Consider the following 24,478-nt stretch of genomic DNA (forward strand, 5'->3'; position numbering starts at 1 on the left):
CGCGCCCTGTTGCGGGCGTTCGTCACTGGAGCGTGAACGAGGTGATGGTCACCGGGACCGCGGGCGTGCCGTCGGTCGAGCCGTCGGCCGTGCCGCCCGACACGACGCCGGCGACGAGCTGGTCGAGGCCGCTGGTGACCTGGCCGATGACGCTGTAGCCGCCGGTGTCCGTCGGCAGGGTGCTGTCCTGGTAGACGATGAAGAACTGGCTGCCCTGGCTGTACGGGTCGCTGCTCCTCGCCATCGCGATCGTGCCGGCCGGGTACACGCCGTCGACCGGCGCGTTCTCGATAGGCCCGTACGAGTAGCCGGGGCCGCCGGTGCCGTCGCCGTTCGGGTCGCCGCACTGCAGCACGAAGATGCCGTCGGTCGTGAGCCGGTGGCAGGTCAGCCCGTCGTAGAACCCGGAGGAGGCGAGGCTGATCTCGGAGGAGACCGCCTGCGGAGCGGCCGCGCCGTCGAGCTCGACGCCGAGCGCGAGGTCGTTGAGCGTCAGCGTGCCCGTCCAGGTGCGGCCCTCGGCGAGGTCGGCGGAGGGCACGTCGCCCTGGTTCTCGCCGGCGACCGGGGTCTCGGTCGGGGCATCCGTCGCGGGCGCCTCGGAGGCGACGGGCTCGGGCGCGCCCGGGCCGCTGGAGAAGTACGCGAGCTGCACCACGGTCGCGAGCGCCAGCACCACGACGAGCACGCCACCGGCGATCAGGTTGTCGCGGACACGGCGCCGCTGCTTGCGGGCGTGCACCTCCTGCCGAGCCTGGTAGGTGCGCAGCCGTGCGCGTTCCTCTCGGGCCTGCCGGTCGTTCGTCGCCACGCGTGCTCCTTCTCGGGAATCCTGCTCGCAGACTCTACGCAAGCGGAGGGGCGGGTACCAATCGCGGTGCGGGGATCGGCGTCGGAGGCCGCGGCTACGCTGGTCGGCATGGGTGAGCTCGGAACGGGACTGCGCTCCGGCGCGACCCCGCTCGCGGTTCGGATGCGGCCCACCTCGCTCCACGAGGTGGCGGGCCAGCGGCACCTGCTCGGCCCGGGTTCGCCCCTCATCGCCCTGGCCGGCGACCGCAGCGGCACGAGCGGGTCGGTGTCGGTGATCCTGTGGGGGCCGCCCGGCACGGGCAAGACCACGATCGCGCAGGCGATCGCCCGGTCCTCCGGCCGGAAGTTCGTCGAGCTCTCGGCCGTGACCGCGGGCGTGCGCGACGTGCGGCAGGTGATGGAGGAGGCCCAGGCCTCGCGCGACCTCTACGGGCTGTCGACGGTGCTGTTCCTCGACGAGATCCATCGGTTCACGAAGGCCCAGCAGGACGCGCTGCTGCCCGGCGTCGAGAACGGCTGGGTGATCCTCGTCGCCGCGACGACCGAGAACCCCTCGTTCTCGGTGATCTCGCCGCTGCTCTCGCGCTCGCTCCTGCTGACGCTCGAACTGCTCTCCGACGATGACGTCGGCGCGCTCGTCGACCGGGCCGTCGCCGATCCGCGCGGCCTCGGCGGTGCGGTCGAGGTCGACCCCGAGGCGCGGGCCGCGCTGGTGCGCCTCGCGTCGGGCGACGCGCGGCGCGCGCTCACGGCCCTCGAGGCGGCCTCGGTCGCGGCGGCGAGCATGGCGGCCCAGCCGGATGCCCCGGGCGAGGCGGGTGACGGCGACGCGTCGGGCGGCTCGGGTGAAGAAGATTCGGGCGAGGCGGATGACTCGGGCGAGGCATCCGCTGCTCGCCCCCTGGTGACCGCCGAGATCGTCGCCCTCGCCGTCGACCGGGCGCTGCTGCGGTACGACCGCAACGGCGACGAGCACTACGACGTCATCAGCGCCTTCATCAAGTCGGTGCGCGGCAGCGACGTCGACGCGGCGCTGCACTACCTCGCGCGCATGATCGAGGCGGGGGAGGACCCGCGGTTCATCGCCCGGCGCATCATCGTGCTCGCCTCGGAGGACATCGGCCTGGCCGATCCGACGGCGCTCGGCGTGGCCGTCGCCGCCGCGGACGCCGTGCAGTTCATCGGCATGCCGGAGGGGCGGATCCCGCTCGCGCAGGCCGTGGTGCACCTCGCGACGGCGCCGAAGTCGAACGCCGCGTACGTCGGCATCGACCGCGCCATCGCCGACGTCCGCGCCGGCAAGTCGGGTCGCGTGCCCAAGCACCTGCGCGACGCGCACTACCCGGGGGCGAAGCGGCTCGGCCACGGCAAGGGCTATCGCTACCCGCACGACGACGCGATCGGCGTGGTGCCGCAGCAGTACCTGCCCGACCCGCTGCGCGGCTCGGTGTACTACGAGCCGACCGAGCACGGCAACGAACGCGAGCTGTCGGTGCGCCTCGCGAAGCTGCGCCGCATCGTCCGGGGCGGCGACTGAGCGCCGAGACCGCGCATGGTACGATGGACGCTGGCCTGCAGCCCATCTCCCGCAACGGCTGCGCGGGGAACGGGGCGAAGGGTGCGACCTGTAGCCGGTCGACCCATTGGCCGATCCCTCTGACATTTTCCCGGCGCGCCTGCGCCCGGGAACGAATCGTTCGAGAATTCCATCCGAAAGGAGCCACGTGTCGAACCGCGCACGTAGCAAGACCCGCCTCTCCCGGTCGCTCGGCCTCGCGCTGACCCCGAAGGCCGCCCGCATCATGGAGAAGCGCCCGTACGCCCCCGGCGAGCACGGCCGCACCAAGCGCAAGCAGGACAGCGACTTCGCAGTCCGCCTCCGCGAGAAGCAGCGCCTCCGCGCCCAGTACGGCATCCGCGAGAAGCAGCTCCGCATCGCCTACAACGAGGCCAAGCGCACCGACGGCCAGACCGGTGAGAACCTGGTCGAGCTGCTCGAGATGCGCCTCGACGCGCTCGTGCTGCGCGCCGGCTTCGCCCGCACCATCGCGCAGGCCCGCCAGTTCGTGGTGCACCGCCACATCCTCGTGGACGGCAAGATCGTCGACCGCCCCTCCTTCCGCGTGAAGCCGGGTCAGCACATCGGCATCAAGCAGCGCTCCGAGGGCACCGAGCCCTTCCAGGTCGCGGCCGCCGGCGGTCACGTCGACGTCCTCCCCAAGACCCCGGGCTACCTCGAGGTCGAGCTCGACAAGCTGCAGGCGACCCTGGTCCGCCGCCCGAAGCGCGCCGAGGTCCCCGTGACCTGCGACGTGCAGCTGGTCGTCGAGTACTACGCCGCTCGCTGACGCACGACGTCGTCCGAAGGGGCCGTGGGAGTTCTCCCGCGGCCCCTTCGTCGCGTCCGGGGGCCGGAACCGGCCACTAGACTTGGTCGAGGCCATGCCCGGCGCACAGCCGGGCGAGATCGATTCGGGGAGTATTCCGTGAAGAGCATGCTGTGGTTCGCAGTCGGCGTCGCCGCCGGGTTCGTCGCCGCGCACCAGATCAACCAGACCGCGAACGGTCGGGTGTTCTTCGAGTCGCTGAACGCCAAGGCCCGCGACTTCGGCCAGGCGATCGCCGAGGGCTACCACGAGCGCGACGCGGAACTCCGCGACGGCGCCGATCGCTGACGCCGCCGAACACGACGCCGCCCCTCGCATCGGGGCACCGAACCATCCAGAACGGAATCATGCAGACTGCCGAGATCAGCCGCCGCTACATCGACTACTTCGCCCAGCGCGGCCACACCGTCGTCCCGTCGGCATCGCTCGTCAGCGACGACCCGACGCTCCTGTTCACCGTCGCCGGCATGGTGCCGTTCGTGCCCTACCTCACCGGCGTCGTGCCCGCGCCGTTCCCGCGCGCCGTCGACGTGCAGAAGTGCATCCGCACGAACGACATCGAGGAGGTCGGCAAGACCGCCCGCCACGGCACGTTCTTCCAGATGCTCGGCAACTGGTCGTTCGGCGACTACTTCAAGGAGGGCGCGATCGAGTTCGCGTGGGACCTCCTCACGAAGTCGGAGGCCGACGGCGGTCTCGGCTTCGCCGAGCGCGACCTCTGGGTGACGGTCTACGAGACCGACGACGAGGCGGCGGCGCTCTGGCAGAAGATCGCCGGCCTGCCCGCCGACCGCATCCAGCGCATGGGCAAGTCCGACAACTACTGGCACACCGGCCAGCCCGGCCCCGGCGGCCCCTGCTCCGAGATCTACTTCGACCGCGGCCCGAAGTACGGCCGCGACGGCGGCCCGGCGGTCGATGACGACCGCTTCACCGAGATCTGGAACCTCGTCTTCATGCAGGAGCTGATCGCGAACGTCACCTCGAAGGTGGACTTCGACGTCGTCGGCCCGCTGCCCAAGAAGAACATCGACACCGGCATGGGCCTCGAGCGCGTCGCGTTCATCAAGCAGGGCGTCGAGAACATGTACGAGACCGACCAGGTGCGCCCCGTGCTCGACCTGGCGGCCGAGATCTCGGGCCGTCGCTACGGCGCCGACCACGAGGACGACGTGCGCATGCGCATCGTCGCCGACCACATCCGGTCGTCCCTCATGCTGATGAGCGACGGCGTGACCCCGTCGAACGAGGGCCGCGGGTACATCCTGCGGCGCCTCCTCCGGCGGAGCATCCGCGCCATGCGCCTCATCGGCGTCGAGGGACCGACGTTCGGCGAGCTCTTCGCCGCGTCGCGCGACGCGATGAAGGCGGCGTACCCCGAGGTCGAGCGCGACTACGGCCACATCGCCCAGCTCGCGCAGGGCGAGGAGGAGATCTTCCTGCGGACGCTGTCGGCGGGCACCTCGATCCTCGACCTCGCGGTCGCGAAGACGAAGGACGCCGGTCGCGAGGAGCTCGCGGGCGACACCGCGTTCCTGCTGCACGACACCTACGGCTTCCCGATCGAGCTCACGCTCGAGATGGCCGAGGAGGCGGGCATCGCCGTCGACCGCGGCGCGTTCGACACGCTGATGTCCGACCAGCGCGCGCGGGCGAAGGCCGACGCGAAGTCGAAGAAGAAGGTGCTCGCCGACCTGTCGGTCTACGGCGAGTTCCGCGCCAAGGGCGAGACCGTCTTCACGGGCTACACCGACCTCACGACCGAGACCAGCGTGCTCGGCCTCCTCGTCGACGGCCGGCCCGCGCAGCTGGCGACGGCGGGCCAGACGGTCGAGGTCATCCTCGCCGAGACCTCGCTGTACGCCGAGTCCGGCGGCCAGGCGCCCGATCAGGGACGCATCGTCGGCGACGGCTTCGAGCTCGAGGTGCTCGACGTGCAGAAGCCCGTGAAGGGCCTCATCTCGCACACGGCCAAGGTCGTGCGCGGCGAGGTCGGCGTGGGCCAGGGCGCCACGACGCTCGTCGACGAGGACTACCGCCGCGGCGCGACGCAGGCGCACTCGGGTACGCACCTCGTGCACGCCGCGCTCCGGCAGGTGCTCGGCCCCAACGCGCACCAGGCCGGCTCGTTCAACAAGGCGGGCTACCTCCGACTCGACTTCGGCTGGAACAAGGCGCTCTCGCCCGAGACGCGCACCGAGATCGAGGAGATCGCGAACAACGCGGTCCGCGACAACCTCGAGGTCGTCACGCGCGAGATGCCGCTCGACGAGGCCAAGTCGCTCGGCGCCATGGCGCTGTTCGGCGAGAAGTACGGCGACGTCGTGCGGGTCGTGGACATCGGCGGCCCGTGGTCGCGCGAGCTCTGCGCGGGCACGCACGTGCGCACGTCGGCCGAGGTCGGCATGATCAACCTGATCGGCGAGTCGTCGGTCGGTGCGACGAGCCGTCGCGTCGAGTCGCTCGTCGGCATCGAGGCGTTCCGCCAGTTCGCCGCCGAGCGCGCGCTCGTGCAGGAGCTGACGCAGAGCCTGAAGACGCGCCCCGACCAGCTCGTCGACCGCATCGGCGACCTCCTGCAGAGCCTCAAGACGGCCGAGAAGAAGATCCAGGCCTTCGAGGCGCGGGCGCTGAACGACCGCGTCCCCGCCCTCGCGGCGAAGGCGTCCCGCGTCGGCGACGTCCTGCTCGTCGCCGAGGCCGTCGGGTCGCTCGGGTCCGGCGACGAGCTGCGGTCTCTCGCGACCTCGGTCCGCGGGCAGCTCGGCGACGCGGCATCCGTCGTGGCGCTCGTCGCCGAGGTCGGCGGCAAGCCGCTCGCCATCGTCGCGACGTCTCCGGCGGCCCGCGATGCGGGCGCGAACGCGGGCGCCCTCGCGAAGACCATGGCCGGCATCCTCGGCGGCGGTGGCGGCGGCAAGCCCGACCTCGCCCAGGGCGGCGGCAGCGACCTCGGCGCCATCCCGGCTGCGCTCGACGCGGCGCGGGCCGCGTTCGCCGGGTAGGCGGAGCCGATGCGATCCGGGGTTCGGCTCGGAATCGACGTCGGCCGCGCACGGATCGGGGTCGCCCGCTGCGACCCCGGTGCGGTGCTCGCCGTGCCCGTGGAGACGGTCGCGCGGCGTGCCGACGACGACGGGGTCGACGTGCGGCGCATCCTCGAGATCGCGTCCGAGCACGAGGCGATCGAGCTCGTCGTCGGCAACCCGCTGTCGCTGTCGGGGCGTCCGACCGCGTCGACCGACGATGCGATCGCGTTCGCCGGGCGCCTGGCGGCGGCCGGTGGAGCACTGCCCGGCGGGGCGCTGCCGGTGCGCCTGGTCGACGAGCGGCTGTCGACCGTGAGTGCGCAACGCGACCTGCGGGCGGCCGGACGATCGGCGAAACGCCAACGCTCAGTGGTCGATCAGGCGGCAGCCGTTATCATATTGCAACATGCCATCGACGCCGAGCGAGCGTCGGGCGAAGCGCCGGGGCGGCTGCTCCGGCACGACGAAGGGCCCCAGACCCCGTGAGCGGTTTCCCCACCGGTCCTCGCGAGCCGCACGACGACGCACTTGCGAGCGATTGGCACGCGCTGCTGTCCGGCGACCCGTCCGCCCGCCCGGCAGCGCCGTCCCCGCGCCCGGCCGCGGAGGCGCCGCCCGTGTCGCAGGCGTACCCCGCAGCATCCGTGGCCGCCGCACCGCCCGCGAGCTCGGCCGCGGCACAGCCGTCGGGGCACTCCACCGCAGGCCCGCCGGTCGCCGTGGAGACCGGTCCCGTTCCGCTCGCCGCCGACGGCCGACCGTTGACCCGGCGCGAGATCCGGGAGCTCGAGCGCCAGCAGGAGGCGGCGCTGGATGGCGATGCGCCCGACGCCGCGGATGCGCGGTTCGAGGCGTCGAGGCAGGTCGAGCCGCCGCAGCCGCAGGTCGCGCCCGCGCCGTACGCCGCGCCATCCGCCCCGCACGCCGCGCCTGCGCCGTACGCTGCGCCCGGGCGAGCCGACGCGCCGCCGACTCCCTTCTCGGCCCTGCTGGCCGAGCCCGAACCCGAGCCGGCGCGCAGTGGCGGACCCGCCGCCGCCGAACGGCCCGCCGCACCGGACCTGTCGGAACTCCTCGGCGTGACCGAGCCGATCAGCGAAGGCCGACCGAGCCGTGCCGAGCGCCGCCTGGCGGCCTCGACGATCGACCAGCACCACGACGGGGGCGACGAGAAGCCCAAGCGCCGCGGCGGCTGGGGCTGCGTCGTCGGGCTGGTGGTCCTCGTCGCACTGGCCGCCGGAGCCTTCTTCTTCCTGCAGGGCCCGGTGAACGCGCTCCTCGCACGCTTCGAGCCCGCCGCCGACTTCGAGGGCTCGGGCACCGGCGAGGTCACCTTCATGATCCACGAGGGCGACACCGGTTCCGACATCGCGACGAACCTCGTCGACGAGGGCGTCACCGCCTCGTACGACGCGTTCTACGACGTCCTCCTCGCCGAGAGCCCCGAGCCCGAGTTCCACCCCGGTGCCTACCGGCTCGCCGAGGAGATGAGCGCCCGATCGGCGCTCGACGCCCTGCTCGACCCGGCGAACAAGCTCGAGAACACCTTCGTCATCCCCGAGGGCACGGCCCTGCCCGACGCGCTCGCCCTGATCGCCGAGGGGAGCGGCATCCCGCTCGACCAGCTCCAGGCCGCCGCGGCCGAGCCCCCGGCGAACTACGGCCTGCCGGCCGAGGCGACGAGCCTCGAGGGCTTCCTCGCGCCGCGCACCTACACGCTCGACCCGAACCAGGATGCGCACGCCGTGCTGCAGACCCTCGTCGACCGCCAGTTCCAGGCCCTCGACGAGGCCGGTGTGCCCGCCGACCAGCGCTGGCGCACGATCGTGCTCGCGTCGGTGGTGCAGCGCGAGGCCGGCTCGAACACCGACGACTTCCCGAAGATCGCGCGCGTGTTCCAGAACCGCCTCGACCAGGGCATCAACCTCGAGTCCGACGCGACGGTCGCGTACGGCACCGGCAACACCGACACGGTGTGGACGACCGACGAGGAGCGGGCCGACGCGTCGAACCCGTACAACACGTACGCGAACCCGGGCCTGCCGGCCGGGCCGATCGGCAACCCGGGCGACGTGGCGATCAACGCGGCGATCCATCCGGCCGACGGCACGTGGCTGTTCTTCGTCCCCGTGAACCTCGAGACCGGCGAGACCGTGTTCTCGACCACGGTCGAGGAGCACGACGCGGCCGTGGCGCGACTGCACGAGTGGTGCGAGGCGAATGCCGACACGGGCTACTGTGACTGACCCGGTTGCACGCCTCGCGGTCCTCGGCTCGCCGATCTCGCACTCCCGCAGCCCCCGCATCCACGCCGCCGCCTACCGCGAGCTCGGCCTGGACTGGGCGTACACGGCGGTCGAGGTCGGCGAGTCGGCCCTCGCCGGGTTCCTCGACTCCCGCGATGCCACGTGGCGGGGCCTGTCGCTCACGTTCCCGCTGAAGCACGAGGTGCTCGGGCTGGTCGACGAGCTCGACCGCATCGCGCAGGTCGCCGGTGCGGCGAACACCGTGCGCTTCGCCGACGGGCGCCGGCTCGGGTTCAACACCGATGTCGGCGGCATCGTGAACGCCCTCCGCGAGGAGGGCCTCGGCCGGGTGGACGCGGCGGCGATCGTCGGTGGCGGCGCCACCGCCGCCTCGGCGCTCATCGCGATCACCGAGCTCGGCGGCCGCGACGTCGACGTCTACGTGCGCACCGCCGCGAAGGCGGCGCCCCTCGTCGCCCTCGGCGCCCGCCTCGGCGCCTCGGTGGCGGTCCGGGACCTCGGCTCGCTGGCGGATGCCCCGGGCGATCGCGACCTCGTCGTGGCGACGCTGCCCGGGGGCACCGACCTCGGGCTCGAGGCATCCGCCGCCCTGAAGCGCGACGCGTTCCTGCTCGACGTGGTCTACGGCACCTGGCCGACCGCGATCGCGGCCGACTGGCTCACCGCGGGTGGCCGCATCTCCGACGGGCTCGGCATGCTGCTGCACCAGGCCCTGTTGCAGGTGCGGATCTTCGTGAACGGCGACCCGGGCGAGCCGGTGGCCCGCGAGGACGCCGTGCTGGGCGCGATGCGCGCCGCCCTCGGCTGACCGCGACCGTCATCGTCCCCGCGCGGCCCGTCGCCCGTCGTCATGCGGCGGAGGCCGTACCCCGACTGTGGGAGGATTGACCCCATGCTCCGTTGGCTCACGGCCGGAGAATCGCACGGGCCCGAGCTCGTGGCGATCCTCGAGGGACTCCCCGCCGGCATCCCGATCTCGCTCGACACCGTTCGCGAAGACCTCGCTCGTCGCAAGCTCGGCTACGGCCGCGGCGCGCGCATGAAGTTCGAGCAGGACGAACTGACCTTCTCCGGCGGCGTGCGCCACGGGTTCACGCTCGGCAGCCCCGTCGCGATCCGCGTCGGCAACACCGAGTGGCCCAAGTGGCAGGAGGTCATGAGCCCCGAGCCGATCGACCCCGAGAAGCTCGGCCGCGGCCGCGGCGCGCCCCTGACCCGGCCCCGCCCGGGCCACGCCGACCTCGTCGGCATGCAGAAGTACGGCTTCGACGAGGCGCGTCCCGTGCTCGAGCGCGCGAGCGCGCGCGAGACGGCGGCCCGCGTGGCGCTCGGCGCGGTCGCGAAGGCGTTCCTCGCCGAGCTCGGCATCCGCACCATCGCGCACACGCTGTCGATCGGCCCGGTGCGCGTGCCCGATGGCGCCGCGCTGCCGACCCCCGCCGACCTGGCCGCGATCGACGCCGACCCGCTGCGCTGCTTCGACGCGGAGACCTCGGCCGCGATGGTCGCCGAGGTCGACGACGCCCACCGCACGGGCGACACCCTCGGCGGCGTCGTCGAGGTGCTGGCCTACGGCGTGCCGCCGGGGCTCGGCTCGCACGTGCACTGGGACCGCCGCCTCGACGCGCAGCTCGCTGCGGCGCTCATGGGCATCCAGGCCATCAAGGGCGTCGAGGTCGGCGACGGCTTCGAGACGACGCGCCGTCGCGGCTCGGCCGCGCACGACGAGCTCGTTCCCGGCGAGGGCGGCATCGTGCGCACCTCCGACAAGGCGGGCGGCACCGAGGGCGGCATGTCGACCGGCACCGTGCTCCGCGTCCGCGCCGGCATGAAGCCGATCGCCACGGTTCCGCGCGCGCTCGCGAGCGTCGACGTCGCGACCGGTGAGGTCGCCCCGGCCCACCACCAGCGTTCGGATGTCTCCGCCGTCCCGGCGGCCGGCGTCGTCGCCGAGGCGATGGTCGCACTCGTGCTCGCGAACGCCGTCCTCGAGAAGTTCGGCGGCGACTCGGTCGCCGAGACGCGTCGGAACCTCGAGGGCTACCTCGCGGCGATCCCCGACGCGCTCGCGACCGCCGGCACGGCCGAGGCCGTGCTCGCCGACCGTGCCTGACCCCGCCGCCGAGCCCGACGACCGGTTCGGCGGCGAGGCCGGGGCCGCGTCGACGCCTCCGGTCGAGCTGCCGCTGCCGATCGTGCTCATCGGGCCGATGGGCGCGGGCAAGACCCGCATCGGCCAGCGGCTCGCGGCCGACGCGGGCGTGCCCTTCATCGACACCGACGCCAGGATCGTCGAACGGCACGGCCCGATCGACGCGATCTTCGCCGACCACGGCGAGGCCCGGTTCCGCGAGCTCGAGCGCGAGGCGGTCGCGGCCGCGCTGCGCGAGCCCGCGGTCGTCTCGCTCGGCGGGGGAGCGGTGCTCCACCCGGACACGCAGGCCGACCTCGCGGACCTGCCCGTGGTGTGGCTGAAGGTCTCGCCGGAGGCGGTCGCGTCGCGACTCGTCGGCGGCATCCGACCACTGCTCGCCCAGGGCGGCGTCGACGAGTGGATCCGCATCGCGACCGCTCGCGAGCCGATCTACGCCAGCCTCGCCCACCTCGAGATCGACACCTCGCGCCGCTCGGTCGCGCGGATCGTCGCCGACATCACCGAGCGGTTCGGAGGAGCCCGATGACCGACGAGTCCACCACCATCCACGTCGGCGGCGACGAGGGCGGCTACGACGTGGTCGTCGGCCGCGGCGTGCTCGCCGGCCTCGCCGACGCCCTCGGCCAGGCGCCGCGCAAGGTGCTCGTCGTGCACGCGCCGACGCTCGGCGCCCGGGCGGCCGAGCTCCGCGAGTCGCTCGTCGACCGGTACGAGGTCATCCTCGCCGAGATCCCCGACGCGGAGTCGGGCAAGCGCGTCGAGGTCGCCGCGTTCTGCTGGCAGATCCTCGGCCAGGCCGACTTCACCCGGACCGACGCGATCGTCGGCCTCGGCGGCGGCGCGGTCACCGACCTCGCCGGGTTCGTCGCGGCGACCTGGCTGCGCGGCGTCCGCGTCGTGCAGGTCCCGACGACGGTGCTCGGCATGGTCGACGCCGCCGTCGGCGGCAAGACCGGCATCAACACGAACGAGGGCAAGAACCTCGTCGGCGCGTTCCACGCCCCGGCGGCCGTGCTGTGCGACCTCGACCTGCTCGATACCCTGCCGAAGAACGAGATCCTCGCCGGCTTCGCCGAGGTCGTGAAGGCCGGCTTCATCCGGTACCCGGAGATCCTCGACCTCGTCGAGGCCGACCCCGACCGCGCCACCGACCCGACGACGCCCGAGTTCCGGCGCGCGATCGAGCTGGCGATCCGGATGAAGGCCGACGTCGTCAGCGAGGACTTCACCGAGCAGGGCCTCCGCGAGATCCTCAACTACGGGCACACGCTCGGCCACGCGGTCGAGCACGCCGAGCGCTACCAGTGGCGGCACGGGGCGGCGATCGCGGTGGGCATGGCCTTCGCCGCCGAGCTCGCGCGCCTCAGCGGGCGGCTCTCCGACGACGTCGCCGACCGGCACAAGCGCGTGCTCGACCTGCTGAGCCTGCCGACGTCCTACCCGGCCGGGCGGTGGAACACCCTGCTCGCGACGATGCAGCGCGACAAGAAGTCGCGCGCCGGGCAGCTCCGGTTCATCGTGCTCGACGACCTCGCGAAGCCGACGGTCATGCAGGCGCCCGACCAGTCGCTGCTGTTCGCCGCCTACCAGGAGATCGCGTCGTGAGCGCGGGGGAGCGCGCGGTCGCCACGGGCACGTGCGGATGCCGCGTCGCTAGGCTGCACGCATGACGACGATCCTCGTGCTGAACGGGCCGAACCTCGGCCGGCTCGGCACCCGCGAGCCCGAGGTGTACGGCAGCGAGACTCTCGACGACATCGCCGCGGCGGTCGAGGCATCCGTGCCCGGCGCCGACGTGGAGTTCCGCCAGACCGACGACGAGGCCGAGTTGATCGGGTGGATCCACGAGGCCGTCGACCGGAAGCTCCCGGTCGTGCTGAACCCCGCGGCGTTCACCCACTACAGCTACGCGCTGCGCGATGCGGCGGCCCAGCTGAAGCAGGCGGGCGTGCCGCTCGTCGAGGTGCACCTGTCGAACCCGCACACCCGCGAGGCGTTCCGGCACACGAGCGTGATCTCGGGCGTCGCGACGGGGGTCATCGCGGGCTTCGGCGCCGACTCGTACCGGCTCGCGGTCGACTGGATCCAGCGCTCGCGCGGCTGAGTCGACTACACTCGATCAGTCGCACGCGGTTCCGCGTGCCCGCAGACTTCCTGCCCTCCTCCCAGCCGACAGATCGGAACACATCTCCATGGCAAGCACCGCTGACATCAAGAACGGCGTCGTCCTCAGCATCGACGGCCAGCTCTGGAGCGTCATCGAGTTCCAGCACGTCAAGCCGGGCAAGGGCGGCGCGTTCGTGCGCACGAAGCTCAAGAACGTCGTCACCGGCAAGGTCGTCGACCGCACGTACAACGCGGGCGCGAAGGTCGACATCGAGAACGTCGACCGCCGCGACTTCACGTACCTGTACAACGACGGCGAGGGCTTCGTGTTCATGGACGCGACGGACTACGACCAGATCACCGTCCCGGCCCCGACCGTCGGCGACGCCGCGAACTTCATGCTCGAGAACCAGTCGGTCACCATCGCGCTGAACAACGGCAACCCGCTCTACGTCGAGCTGCCCGCGTCGGTCGTGCTCGAGATCACCTACACCGAGCCGGGCCTCCAGGGCGACCGCTCGACGGGCGGCACCAAGCCCGCGACCGTCGAGACGGGCTACGAGATCCAGGTGCCGCTGTTCCTCGAGACGGGCACCAAGGTCAAGGTCGACACCCGCACGGGCGACTACCTCGGCCGCGTGAACGACTAGTGAGCGCCCGCACCAAGGCGCGCAAGCGCGCGCTCGACCTCCTCTACTCGGCGGACATGCGCCAGATCCCCGTCGAGCGGCTGCTGACGGTCGAGGCCGAGCGCGCCGTGAACGAGCCCGAGCGGCAGGCCTCCTGGCTGTACGCGCGCGAGATCGTGGACGGCATCGTCGACCACCGCGAGGAGATCGACGAGCTGATCACGACGCACGCGCGCGGGTGGACGCTCGATCGGATGCCCGCGGTCGACCGTGCGCTGCTGCGCATCGGCGTCTGGGAGATCGTCTGGAACGACGAGGTGCCCGACCCGGTCGCGATCTCCGAGGCGGTCGAGGCGGCGACGGTGCTGTCGACCGACGACTCCGCGGGCTTCGTGAACGGCCTGCTCGCCGCGGTCTCGCACGCGAAGGGCTGACGCGGCGCGCGGGGAACCCGGAGGAGACGCTCCGGGTTAACCCGCGCCGCGTTCCCGCGACAGCCCCGATCCTCGGAGGCCTGCTCCCCGGTTCACTGGTTGACGGTGCCGCTCCGGCGCCCGAATCCAGAATGAACCGTGCTCGAAGGGAGCCGTTCCGCCATGTCCACCATCCCCGCCGCCCCGGGCATCCAGCCCATCGGTCCGCGTCCCGTCCCCGCCATCCCGTTCGGCGTCCTCGACCGCTTCCGCACCGGTGAGGCCGCACTCAAGGCGCTCCTCGAGAAGTGGAGCATCCCGGCCCTCCGAGTCGCACTCGGCCTCGTGTTCGCCGTGTTCGGCGTGCTGAAGTTCTTCCCCGGCGTGAGCCCGGTCGAGTCCCTCGTCGAGGCGACGTGGGGCGTGCTCACGTTCGGCCTCGTCGGCGGACAGCTCGCGCTGGTGCTCACCGCGGTCATCGAGACCACCGCCGGCCTGCTGCTCGTCTCGGGCGTCGGCGCGCGGCTCGGCCTCGTCGTGCTGGCGATCGCCTTCGTCGGCATCTTCTCGCCGCTGCTGTTCTTCCCGGGCGAGCTGTTCGAGGCCACCGGCCCGACGCTGCTGGGCCAGTACGTGCTGAAGAACGTCGTGCTCGTCGCCGCCGCGCTCGTCGTGGCCTCCCGCGCACTCCGGGGACCGGCCCGCAGCTGACGGGTCGGGCGCCGGACGGGGGCGGGTCGCGGAAGCGGCCCGCCCCTCCGCGTCCCCGCGGGCGGTCGGCGCCCCACAGGGCGTGCCGCGGTGCCGAGGGACGGCGACGCCGATCGGCCGGTTCGGGATCGCTCGCACGGCCGAACGCCACCGGAGGCGTGGCAGCCGAACCGGATCGTCGTGTGTCCCGATCGAGGCCGGGCACGGCGGTGCGCGGCCGCGCTGGTAGGCTGGTCCGGATCGACAACCTTTAAGGCCGTCCAGTGAGGCGGAGAAGGGAGTCTGCATTGGCACGCGCCGTGCTCAGTCAGGCTGATATCTCGCGGGCACTGACCCGCATCTCGCACGAGATCCTCGAGTCCAACAAGGGAAGCTCGGATCTCGTCATCCTCGGCATCCCGACCAGGGGCGTCGCCCTCGCGCGCCGCATCGCGGCGAACATCGCGCGCATCGAGCCCGAGGCATCCGTGCCCGCCGGCGCGCTCGACGTGACGATGTACCGCGACGACCTGTCGCACACCCGCACGAGGACGCCCTCGCCGACCGAGCTGCCGGTCGACGGCATCGACGGTCGCACCGTGGTGCTCGTCGACGACGTGCTCTACTCGGGCCGGACCATCCGCGCCGCCCTCGACGCCCTGAGCGACCTCGGCCGCCCCCGCGCGGTGCGCTTGGCCGTGCTGGTCGACCGCGGGCACCGGGAGTTCCCGATCCGCGCGGACTTCGTCGGGAAGAATCTGCCCAGCTCGAAGGCCGAGCGCATCTTCGTGCGCCTCGACGAGACCGACGGCGAGGACGCCGTGGTCATCGAGGGAGGCGAGGACTGATGCGCCACCTCCTCAGCACGCGCGACCTCTCGCGCGACGAGGCGATCGCGCTGCTCGACGTCGCCGAGGACATGGCCCTCGTGCAGGAGCGCGAGGTCAAGAAGCTGCCGACGCTGCGCGGCCGCACCGTCGTCAACCTGTTCTTCGAGGACTCGACGCGCACGCGCATCTCGTTCGAGGCGGCCGCGAAGCGGCTGAGCGCAGACGTCATCAACTTCAGCGCGAAGGGCTCGAGCGTCTCGAAGGGCGAGAGCCTCAAGGACACCGCCCAGACGCTCCAGGCGATGGGCGCCGACGGGGTCGTCATCCGCCACCCGTCGTCGGGTGCGCCGCTCACCCTCGCGACGAGCGGATGGATCGACGCGGGCGTCGTCAACGCCGGCGACGGCACGCACGAGCACCCCACGCAGGCGCTCCTCGACGCCTTCACGATGCGGCGCCGGCTCCACGGCGACGCGTCGCGCGGACGCGACCTCGACGGCGTGCGCGTCGTGATCGTGGGGGACATCCTGCACTCCCGCGTGGCCCGCTCGAACGTGTGGCTCCTCGCGACGCTCGGCGCCGAGGTCGAGCTCGTCGCGCCGCCCACGCTGCTGCCCGTCGACCCGAGCGGCTGGCCGGCGAAGGTCGGCTACGACCTCGACGCCGCGCTGGCGACCGGACCCGACGTGGTGATGATGCTGCGCATCCAGGCGGAGCGCATGCACGCCGCCTTCTTCCCCAACAGCCGGGAGTACTCGCGGACCTGGGGGCTCGACGACGCGAGGTTCGATCGACTGCCCCCGACTACGATGGTCATGCACCCCGGACCCATGAACCGAGGCCTGGAGATCGCCGCGCGCGCCGCAGATGCGCCGCAGTCGACGGTGCGCGAGCAGGTCGCGAACGGAGTATCAGTGAGAATGGCCGCCCTCTACCTGCTGCTGTCCGGAGAGCGGGGGGCGGCATGAGCGAGCGCACGCTGATCCAGGGCGCGACCCTGCCCGACGGCAGCCGCGCCGACCTCCTCCTCGACGGCGGCGTGATCGCCGAGGTCGGGAGCATCGCGGATGCCCCGGGCGCGACGGTCGTCGACGCCGACGGGCTCCTCGCCTTGCCGGGCCTCGTCGACCTGCACACCCACCTCCGCGAGCCCGGGTACGAGCAGAGCGAGACCGTGCTGACCGGCACGCAGGCCGCCGCGGCCGGCGGGTACACGGCCGTGTTCGCGATGGCGAACACGTCGCCGGTCGCCGACACCGCCGGCGTCGTCGAGCAGGAGCTCAGCCTCGGCCGCGCCGCGGGCTACGCGACGGTGCAGCCGATCGGCGCCGTCACCGTCGGCCTGAAGGGCGAGCAGCTCGCCGAGCTCGGCGCGATGGCGCACTCCCGCGCCCGCGTGCGGGTGTTCAGCGACGACGGCTTCTGCGTCGCCGACCCGCTGCTCATGCGGCGGGCGCTCGAGTACGTGAAGGCGTTCGACGGCGTCATCGCCCAGCACGCGCAGGAGCCCCGCCTCACGCAGGGTGCGCAGATGAACGAGGGCGCCCTCTCGGGCGAGCTCGGCCTCGCCGGCTGGCCGGCCGTCGCCGAGGAGTCGATCATCGCGCGCGACGTGCTCCTCGCCGAGCACGTCGGCTCGCGCCTGCACGTCTGCCACCTGTCGACCGCCGGGTCGGTCGAGGTCGTCCGCTGGGCGAAGGCCCGCGGCATCGACGTGACCGCCGAGGTCACCCCGCACCACCTGCTCCTCACCGAGCAGCTCGTCGCCAGCTACGACCCGCGCTACAAGGTGAACCCGCCGCTGCGCCGCGCGGAGGACGTGGCGGCGCTGCGCGCCGCCCTCGCCGACGGCACGATCGACATCGTCGCCACCGACCACGCCCCGCACCCCGTCGAGGCGAAGGAGTGCGAGTGGGACGCCGCGGCGAACGGCATGGTCGGCCTCGAGTCGGCGCTGTCGATCGTCCACCAGACGATGGTCGAGACCGGGCTCCTCGACTGGGCCGGCGTCGCCCGCGTGATGTCGACGACCCCGGCCCGCATCGGCCGGCTCGACGGGCACGGCACCCCGCTCGAGGCGGGCGCACCCGCCGAGGTCGTGCTCTACGACCCGAACGCCTCCGGCGTGTTCGGCACCGAGCGGCTCGCCGGCCGCAGCGTGAACTCGCCGTACCTCGGGCGCACCCTGCCCGGGCAGGTGCGGTGGACGTTCCACGCCGGGATCGCGACCGTCCGCGACGGCGCCGTCCGCGACGCCTCGGAGGTCGCCGCACTCGCGACTGGTGGCGCCCGTGGCTAGCGGCTACTGGATCGGCGCGCTCATCGCCGTCGTGATCGTCGGCGGCGCGCTGTGGCTCATGCTGCGCTCGTGGCGCAGCCGCACCCAGCGCGACGCGGAGCTCTCGGCGTACCCGCTGCCGACCGGCCTCGGCCAGGCCGGCGTCGACTGCGAGGTCCTGTACGTCGCCACGACCCCCGAGGGGAAGCCGCTCGAGCGCCTCGCCCTCGCCGGGCTCGCGTTCCGCGGCTCCGGCCGGGTCGAGGTCGCGCCCGAGGGGCTCGTGATCCGCGTGGCGGGCGAGGCGCCCAGCTTCATCCCCGCCGACCGGCTCGTCGGCGCCGTGCGCGCCACCTGGGCCATCGATCGCACCGTCGAGCCCGAGGGGCTCGTCGCCGTCACCTGGCTGGCGAACCAGAGCGAACCGGGCGACGACCCGGTCCGCGTCGACAGCTACCTCCGCGCCCGGTACCCGGGCGACGCGGCCGGCATCATCGCCGCCGTCACCGACATCGCCGCCGCGCCCGCCGCGTCGCGGCCCGCACCGCAGGAGAACGAGGCATCCGAATGACCGAGTCCACCACCGTCACCGTCCCCGAGCCCGCCGTGCTCGTCCTCGAGGACGGCACCCGCTACGAGGGCCGCGCCTACGGCGCGCGCGGCCGCACCCTCGGCGAGGCCGTCTTCGCCACCGGCATGACCGGCTACCAGGAGACCCTCACCGACCCGTCGTACGCCGGCCAGATCGTGCTCATGACGGCGCCGCACATCGGCAACACCGGCATGAACGACGAGGACATGGAGTCCGCCCAGATCTGGGTCGCCGGCTTCGTCGTGCGCGACCCCTCCCGCGTGGTGTCGAACTTCCGCTCGCAGCGGAGCCTCGACGCCGACCTCGAGGCGGCCGGCATCGTCGGCATCTCCGGCATCGACACGCGTGCGGTCACCCGCCACATCCGGTCGGCGGGCTCGATGCGCGCCGGCGTCTTCTCCGGGGCGGATGCCTCGCTCACCGCGGGGGAGCAGCTCGACCTCGTGCTCGGCGGTGCCGAGATGGCCGGGCAGAACCTCTCGGGCGCCGTCTCGACGCAGGAGGCGTACACCCTTCCCGCAACGGGTGAGCGGGTCGGCTCGGTCGCCGTGCTCGACCTCGGCGTCAAGACGTCGACGCTCAACTTCCTCGCCGAACGCGGCTTCGACGTGCACGTGCTGCCGCAGTCGGTCACCGCGGACGACGTGCTCGCGCTCGAGCCCGACGCGCTGTTCTTCTCGAACGGTCCGGGCGACCCCGGGGCATCCGACCGGCACGTCGAGATCCTGCGCACGTCGCTGCGCGCCGGGCTCCCGTACTTCGGCATCTGCTTCGGCAACCAGCTGCTCGGCCGCGCCCTCGGGTTCCCGACCTACAAGCTGCCGTTCGGGCACCGCGGCATCAACCAGCCCGTGCTCGACGTCGCGACCGGCCGCGTTGAGATCACCGCGCACAACCACGGCTTCGCCGTCGACGCGCCCATCGGCGAGGTCAGCGATTCCAGCGAGGGCTTCGGCCGGGTCGAGGTGAGCCACTACGACCTCAACGACAACGTCGTCGAGGGCCTGAACTGCCTCGACATCCCCGCCTTCAGCGTCCAGTACCACCCCGAGTCGGCGGCCGGCCCGCACGACGCCAACTACCTCTTCGACCGGTTCGCCGAGATGGTGCGCCAGCACCAGCGAGGCGGGTCGAATAGCGGCGAAGCCGCGGATCGAGACCCAGCGACGGCCGATGACGCCGCGAGCAAGGAGAACGGCAAGTAATGCCCAAGCGCGACGACATCAACTCCGTCCTGGTCATCGGCTCCGGCCCGATCGTCATCGGCCAGGCGGCCGAGTTCGACTACTCCGGCACCCAGGCGTGCCGGGTGCTGCGCGCCGAGGGCGTGCGGGTCATCCTGGTCAACCCGAACCCGGCGACCATCATGACCGACCCCGACTTCGCCGACGCGACCTACGTCGAGCCGATCACCCCCGAGGTCATCGAGTCGATCATCATCAAGGAGCGCCCCGACGCGGTGCTGCCGACGCTGGGCGGCCAGACGGCGCTCAACGCGGCGATCGCGCTGGAGGAGGCGGGCATCCTCGCCAAGCACGGCGTGGAGCTCATCGGCGCGAAGGTCGACGCCATCCGCAAGGGCGAGGACCGCCAGCTCTTCAAGCAGCTGGTCATCGAGTGCGGCGCCGACGTCGCCCGCTCGCACATCGCGCACACGATGGACGAGGTGCTCGCGGCGGCCGAGGACCTCGGCTACCCGCTCGTGGTGCGCCCCTCCTTCACGATGGGCGGCCTCGGCTCGGGCTTCGCGTACGACGAGGCCGACCTGCGGCGCATCGCCGGCGCGGGCCTGCACGACTCGCCCACGACCGAGGTGCTCCTCGAGGAGTCGATCCTCGGCTGGAAGGAGTACGAGCTCGAGCTCATGCGCGACACGGCCGACAACACGGTCGTCGTCTGCTCGATCGAGAACGTCGACCCGGTCGGCGTGCACACCGGCGACTCCATCACGGTGGCGCCCGCGCTCACGCTCACCGACCGCGAGTACCAGAAGCTCCGCGACATCGGCATCGACATCATCCGCGCCGTGGGCGTCGACACCGGCGGCTGCAACATCCAGTTCGCCGTCGACCCGACTGACGGCCGCATCATCGTCATCGAGATGAACCCGCGCGTGTCCCGTTCGTCGGCGCTCGCGTCGAAGGCGACCGGCTTCCCGATCGCGAAGATCGCCGCGAAGCTCGCGATCGGCTACCGCCTCGACGAGATCCCGAACGACATCACGCGCGTCACCCCGGCGTCGTTCGAGCCCACGCTCGACTACGTCGTCGTGAAGGTGCCCCGCTTCGCGTTCGAGAAGTTCCCGGCCGCCGACCCGACGCTGACGACCACCATGAAGTCGGTCGGCGAGGCGATGGCGATCGGGCGCAACTACGCGACCGCGCTGCAGAAGGCGCTGCGCTCGCTCGAGAAGCGGGGCTCGTCGTTCCACTGGGGCGAGGAGGAGCGCACCGTCGAGGAGCTGCTCGAGATCGCGAAGGTGCCGACCGACGGCCGCATCGTGGTGCTCCAGCAGGCGCTCCGCAAGGGCGCGACGATCGAGCAGGCCTTCGAGGCGACGAAGATCGACCCCTGGTTCCTCGACCAGATCGTGCTCATCAACGACGTCGCCGCGCACGTCGCCGCCGCCGAGACGCTCGACACCGACACCGTGCTGCTCGCGAAGGACCACGGCTTCTCCGACGCCCAGATCGCCCAGCTCCGCGGCTTCGGCAGCGAGGCGGACGCCCGCGAGGTGCGCCACATCCTCGGCATCCGTCCGGTCTACAAGACGGTCGATACGTGCGCGGGCGAGTTCCCGGCGCTGACGCCGTACCACTACTCGAGCTACGACCTCGAGACCGAGGTCGCGCCGAGCGATCGCCGCAAGGTCGTCATCCTCGGCTCGGGGCCGAACCGCATCGGCCAGGGCGTCGAGTTCGACTACTCGTGCGTGCACGCGTCGTTCGCGCTCAGCGACGCCGGGTTCGAGACGATCATGATCAACTGCAACCCCGAGACGGTCTCGACCGACTACGACACGAGCGACCGGCTCTACTTCGAGCCGCTCACGCTCGAGGACGTGCTCGAGGTCATCCACGCCGAGTCGCAGTCGGGCGAGCTCGTCGGCGTCATCGTGCAGCTCGGCGGCCAGACCGCACTCGGCCTCGCGAAGGGCCTCGAGGCGGCCGGCGTGCCGATCCTCGGCACCACGCCCGAGGCGATCGACCTCGCGGAGGAGCGCGGCCTGTTCGCCGGCATCCTCGAGCAGGCGGGCCTCCTCGCTCCCCGCAACGGCACGGCCACCGACCTCGCGGGCGCGGTCCAGGTCGCCGAGGGCATCGGGTACCCGGTGCTCGTTCGCCCGAGCTACGTGCTCGGCGGCCGCGGCATGGAGATCATCTACGACACGCCCTCCGTCGTCGACTACTTCGACCGGATCGCCGACCAGGGCATCGTCGGGCCGACGCATCCGCTGCTCGTCGACCGCTTCCTCGACGACGCCATCGAGATCGACGTGGACGCGCTGTACGACGGCACCGAGCTGTACATCGGCGGCGTGATGGAGCACATCGAGGAGGCCGGCGTGCACTCGGGCGACTCGAGCTGCACGCTGCCGCCGGTCACGCTCGGCCGCGACCAGATCGACCGCGTGGTCGAGGCGACCCGTGCGATCGCCGAGGGCATCGGCGTGCGGGGCCTGCTCAACGTGCAGTTCGCGATCGGCGCGGGCGTGCTCTACGTGCTCGAGGCGAACCCGCGCGCGAGCCGCACGGTGCCGTTCGTCTCCAAGGCGCTCGGCATCCCGCTGGCGAAGGCGGCGAGCCGCGTCATGACGGGCTCGACGGTCGCCGAGTTGAAGGCCGAGGGGCTGCTTCCCGAGCAGGACGGCTCCCGCGTCCCCTTCGACGCGCCCGTCGCCGTGAAGGAGGCCGTGCTGCCGTTCCACCGCTTCCGCACCGCCGAGGGCATCATGGTCGACTCGGTGCTCGGCCCGGAGATGCGCTCGACCGGCGAGGTCATGGGCATCGACCGGGACTTCCCGCGGGCGTTCGCGAAGAGCCAGGTCGCCGCGTACGGCGGCATGCCGCTCGGCGGCACCGTGTTCGTCTCGGTCTCCGACCGCGACAAGCGCGCGATCATCCTGCCGGTGCTGCGCCTGCAGCAGGCGGGCTTCGACGTGCGCGCGACGGCGGGCACGGCCGAGATCCTCCGTCGCAACGGCATCGAGACCACCGAGGTGGGCAAGTACAGCGAGAAGGCATCCGACGACGCGGTCTCGATCGTCGAGCTCATCAACCGCGGCGAGGTCGACGTCGTCGTGAACACCCCGAGCGGTCGGTCGGCCCGGGCCGACGGCTACGAGATCCGCGCGGCCGCCGTGGCGGCGGACATCCCGCTGTTCACGACCATCGCCGAACTGAGCGCGGCCGTGGCGTCGCTCGACGCCGTGCGCGGCGGATTCGAGGTGACCAGCCTGCAGGAGTACCAGGCCCGTCGGAAGGCGCACGCGTGAGCGACATCCCCTTCGGCGACCGGCTGGGCGCGGTCTTCGCCGCGTACGGGCGGCTCTGCGTCGGCATCGACCCGCACGCCGGGCTGCTCGAGGCGTGGGGCGAACCCGACTCGGCGACGGGCGTCCGCGAGTTCGGGTTGCGCGTCGTCGACGCGGCCGCGGGTCGCGTCGGCATCGTGAAGCCGCAGGTCGCGTTCTTCGAGCGCCACGGCGCGGCGGGGTACGCCGCGCTCGAGCGCGTCCTCGCGGAGGCGCGGGCGGCCGGGCTGCTGGTGATCGCCGACGTGAAGCGCGGCGACATCGGCTCGAGCGTCGCCGCCTACGGCGAGGCCTGGCTCACGCCGGGCTCGTCGCTCGAGGCCGACGCCATGACGATCAGCGCCTACCAGGGCCTCGGCTCCATCGAGCCGGTGCGCGCGCAGGCCGAGGACGCCGGCAAGGGCCTGTTCGTGCTGGCCGCGACGTCGAACCCCGAGGCGGCCGCGATCCAGCGCGCCGTGCTGCAGCAGTCGTCGCGCGCGGGCGCGACGGTCGGCGGGGCGATCGTCGACGGCGTCGACGGCTGGAACCGGAACGTGGCGGATGCCTCGACCCGCGCCTTCGGCTCGATGGGCGTCGTGATCGGCGCGACCGTCGACCTCGCGGCGGCCGGCATCGACGTCGACGGCGACCGGAGCGGGCCGGGCCTGCCGATCCTCGCCCCGGGCTTCGGGCACCAGGGCGCCGAGCCGGCCGAGTTCCCGCGGATCTTCGGATCGCTCGCGGGCGGGGTCATCGTGAGCGAATCGCGATCGATCCTCGCCGCCGGACCGGACGGCATCGCCGATGCGATCGCCCGCCGCGCCGACCTGGTGGGGGCGACCGGTGCCTGAGACGAAGACCGCCGCCCCGCCCGACGTCGACCGCGTCGCCGCCTCCCGCGCCGCCGTCGCCGCTCGTCGCGCGCGCGCCGCCGTGAAGCAGGCGATCGCCGACGGCAGCCGCAGCCCGCTCGACGTGCTGCGCGCCGCGATGGAGGAGCCCGAGGGCATCGAGGGCCGGCTGCGGGTGACCGAGTTCCTGAGCTCCATCCCGGCGATCGGCCGCACGAAGACCGAGCGGATCATGGCCGACCTCGAGATCTCCCCGGCGAAGCGCCTCGGCGGGCTCGGCCGGCTGCAGCGCCAGCGCATCCGCCAGTTCACCGCCGACTGGGTGGCCGCGCACGGCGGCACCGGCGACCGCCTGGTGGTGCTCGCCGGGCCGACCGCGGTCGGCAAGGGCACGGTGGCGGCGCACATCCGCCGGCACCACCCCGACATCAAGCTGTCGGTCTCGGCCACCACCCGGTCGCCGCGGCCCGGCGAGGTCGAGGGGGAGCACTACTTCTTCGTCGACGACGCCGAGTTCGATCGCATGATCGCCGAGGGCGAGCTGCTCGAGTGGGCGACCGTGCACAACCACCACCGCTACGGCACGCCGCGCGGGCCGGTCGAGGCCGCGATCGCGCGCGGCGACGGGGTCCTGCTGGAGATCGACATCCAGGGCGCGCGCTCGGTGCGCCGGGCGATGCCGGAGGCGACGCTCGTCTTCCTCCTGCCCCCGAGCTGGGACGAACTGGTGCGCCGGCTCATCGGCCGAGGCACCGAGGGACCGGCCGAGCAGCAGCGCCGGCTCGAGACCGCGAAGGTTGAGCTGGCGGCCGTCGACGAGTTCGACCACCGCGTCGTGAACGACGAGGTCGGCGAGGCTGCACGGAAGGTCGTAGACTTGATGCGACCTCGTCGGGGCCGGCCACGCCGCTCCGCGTCCTGA

At 72.6% G+C, this 24,478-nt stretch carries 23 protein-coding genes; 22 read left to right on the forward strand and 1 reads right to left on the reverse strand.

Going from position 1 to position 24,478, the window contains the following annotated elements:
- Positions 1 to 22: 22 nt before the first annotated feature.
- Positions 23 to 811, reverse strand: a complete 789-nt coding sequence (locus ACGGZK_RS12725; RefSeq protein ID WP_395243010.1) for a peptidylprolyl isomerase — start codon at positions 809 to 811, stop codon at positions 23 to 25.
- 108 nt (positions 812 to 919) lie between these two features.
- On the opposite strand from ACGGZK_RS12725, the gene ACGGZK_RS12730 reads away from it, so the two are divergent.
- The 22 genes from ACGGZK_RS12730 to gmk all read left to right on the forward strand — a co-directional run bounded on the left by ACGGZK_RS12730 (position 920) and on the right by gmk (position 24,478).
- Complete coding sequence (locus ACGGZK_RS12730) at positions 920 to 2,350, forward strand: replication-associated recombination protein A (RefSeq protein WP_395243011.1); 1,431 nt, start codon at positions 920 to 922, stop codon at positions 2,348 to 2,350.
- Between the two features lie 187 nt (positions 2,351 to 2,537).
- Entirely contained in the window at positions 2,538 to 3,161 is a 624-nt protein-coding gene (gene rpsD, locus ACGGZK_RS12735; protein WP_395243012.1) for a 30S ribosomal protein S4, read from the forward strand.
- 147 nt (positions 3,162 to 3,308) lie between these two features.
- Positions 3,309 to 3,488, forward strand: coding sequence for a hypothetical protein (locus ACGGZK_RS12740; RefSeq protein WP_395246084.1), 180 nt, complete (start codon positions 3,309 to 3,311; stop codon positions 3,486 to 3,488).
- Positions 3,489 to 3,547: 59 nt separating this feature from the next.
- A complete protein-coding gene (alaS, locus tag ACGGZK_RS12745; RefSeq protein ID WP_395243013.1) occupies positions 3,548 to 6,205 on the forward strand; it encodes an alanine--tRNA ligase in 2,658 nt (885 codons plus the stop codon).
- A gap of 9 nt (positions 6,206 to 6,214) precedes the next feature.
- The gene (gene ruvX / locus ACGGZK_RS12750) at positions 6,215 to 6,715 is read left to right on the forward strand and encodes a Holliday junction resolvase RuvX (protein WP_395243014.1); all 501 of its coding nucleotides are present in this window, start codon (positions 6,215 to 6,217) and stop codon (positions 6,713 to 6,715) included.
- 131 nt (positions 6,716 to 6,846) lie between these two features.
- A complete protein-coding gene (gene mltG / locus ACGGZK_RS12755) occupies positions 6,847 to 8,475 on the forward strand; it encodes an endolytic transglycosylase MltG (protein ID WP_395243015.1) in 1,629 nt (542 codons plus the stop codon).
- Positions 8,468 to 9,304 (forward strand): shikimate dehydrogenase, encoded by an 837-nt coding sequence (locus ACGGZK_RS12760; RefSeq protein ID WP_395243016.1) that lies wholly within the window; start codon positions 8,468 to 8,470, stop codon positions 9,302 to 9,304. The genes mltG and ACGGZK_RS12760 overlap by 8 nt, the downstream gene beginning before the upstream one ends.
- Positions 9,305 to 9,388: 84 nt before the next feature.
- On the forward strand, positions 9,389 to 10,609 hold the full coding sequence (gene aroC, locus ACGGZK_RS12765) for a chorismate synthase (protein ID WP_395243017.1): 1,221 nt from the start codon (positions 9,389 to 9,391) through the stop codon (positions 10,607 to 10,609).
- A gap of 97 nt (positions 10,610 to 10,706) precedes the next feature.
- Positions 10,707 to 11,177: a shikimate kinase gene (locus tag ACGGZK_RS12770; protein ID WP_395246085.1), complete on the forward strand. Its 471-nt coding sequence runs from the start codon at positions 10,707 to 10,709 to the stop codon at positions 11,175 to 11,177.
- The gene (aroB, locus tag ACGGZK_RS12775; protein ID WP_395243018.1) at positions 11,174 to 12,256 is read left to right on the forward strand and encodes a 3-dehydroquinate synthase; all 1,083 of its coding nucleotides are present in this window, start codon (positions 11,174 to 11,176) and stop codon (positions 12,254 to 12,256) included. Before ACGGZK_RS12770 ends, aroB begins: the two co-directional genes overlap by 4 nt.
- 61 nt (positions 12,257 to 12,317) lie before the next feature.
- Positions 12,318 to 12,755, forward strand: a complete 438-nt coding sequence (locus ACGGZK_RS12780; RefSeq protein ID WP_395243019.1) for a type II 3-dehydroquinate dehydratase — start codon at positions 12,318 to 12,320, stop codon at positions 12,753 to 12,755.
- Between the two features lie 88 nt (positions 12,756 to 12,843).
- The gene (gene efp / locus ACGGZK_RS12785) at positions 12,844 to 13,407 is read left to right on the forward strand and encodes an elongation factor P (protein WP_395243020.1); all 564 of its coding nucleotides are present in this window, start codon (positions 12,844 to 12,846) and stop codon (positions 13,405 to 13,407) included.
- Positions 13,407 to 13,820, forward strand: a complete 414-nt coding sequence (gene nusB / locus ACGGZK_RS12790; protein ID WP_395243021.1) for a transcription antitermination factor NusB — start codon at positions 13,407 to 13,409, stop codon at positions 13,818 to 13,820. Before efp ends, nusB begins: the two co-directional genes overlap by 1 nt.
- Before the next feature lie 162 nt (positions 13,821 to 13,982).
- Positions 13,983 to 14,510 (forward strand): DoxX family membrane protein, encoded by a 528-nt coding sequence (locus ACGGZK_RS12795; RefSeq protein ID WP_395243022.1) that lies wholly within the window; start codon positions 13,983 to 13,985, stop codon positions 14,508 to 14,510.
- Between the two features lie 287 nt (positions 14,511 to 14,797).
- Positions 14,798 to 15,337: a bifunctional pyr operon transcriptional regulator/uracil phosphoribosyltransferase PyrR gene (gene pyrR, locus ACGGZK_RS12800; protein ID WP_395243023.1), complete on the forward strand. Its 540-nt coding sequence runs from the start codon at positions 14,798 to 14,800 to the stop codon at positions 15,335 to 15,337.
- Positions 15,337 to 16,287, forward strand: a complete 951-nt coding sequence (locus ACGGZK_RS12805; protein ID WP_395243024.1) for an aspartate carbamoyltransferase catalytic subunit — start codon at positions 15,337 to 15,339, stop codon at positions 16,285 to 16,287. Before pyrR ends, ACGGZK_RS12805 begins: the two co-directional genes overlap by 1 nt.
- Positions 16,284 to 17,618 carry a dihydroorotase gene (locus ACGGZK_RS12810; protein WP_395243025.1) on the forward strand — a complete coding sequence of 445 codons (1,335 nt, stop codon included), beginning with the start codon at positions 16,284 to 16,286 and terminating at the stop codon, positions 17,616 to 17,618. The genes ACGGZK_RS12805 and ACGGZK_RS12810 overlap by 4 nt, the downstream gene beginning before the upstream one ends.
- Positions 17,602 to 18,168 (forward strand): hypothetical protein, encoded by a 567-nt coding sequence (locus ACGGZK_RS12815; protein ID WP_395243026.1) that lies wholly within the window; start codon positions 17,602 to 17,604, stop codon positions 18,166 to 18,168. The genes ACGGZK_RS12810 and ACGGZK_RS12815 overlap by 17 nt, the downstream gene beginning before the upstream one ends.
- Complete coding sequence (carA, locus tag ACGGZK_RS12820; protein WP_395243027.1) at positions 18,165 to 19,394, forward strand: glutamine-hydrolyzing carbamoyl-phosphate synthase small subunit; 1,230 nt, start codon at positions 18,165 to 18,167, stop codon at positions 19,392 to 19,394. Before ACGGZK_RS12815 ends, carA begins: the two co-directional genes overlap by 4 nt.
- Positions 19,394 to 22,684, forward strand: a complete 3,291-nt coding sequence (gene carB, locus ACGGZK_RS12825; RefSeq protein ID WP_395243028.1) for a carbamoyl-phosphate synthase large subunit — start codon at positions 19,394 to 19,396, stop codon at positions 22,682 to 22,684. The genes carA and carB overlap by 1 nt, the downstream gene beginning before the upstream one ends.
- Entirely contained in the window at positions 22,681 to 23,556 is an 876-nt protein-coding gene (gene pyrF / locus ACGGZK_RS12830) for an orotidine-5'-phosphate decarboxylase (protein WP_395243029.1), read from the forward strand. The genes carB and pyrF overlap by 4 nt, the downstream gene beginning before the upstream one ends.
- Positions 23,549 to 24,478, forward strand: a complete 930-nt coding sequence (gene gmk, locus ACGGZK_RS12835; RefSeq protein WP_395243030.1) for a guanylate kinase — start codon at positions 23,549 to 23,551, stop codon at positions 24,476 to 24,478. The genes pyrF and gmk overlap by 8 nt, the downstream gene beginning before the upstream one ends.

Source organism: Agromyces sp. MMS24-K17 (genome assembly GCF_043950245.1).
Classification (GTDB): domain Bacteria; phylum Actinomycetota; class Actinomycetes; order Actinomycetales; family Microbacteriaceae; genus Agromyces.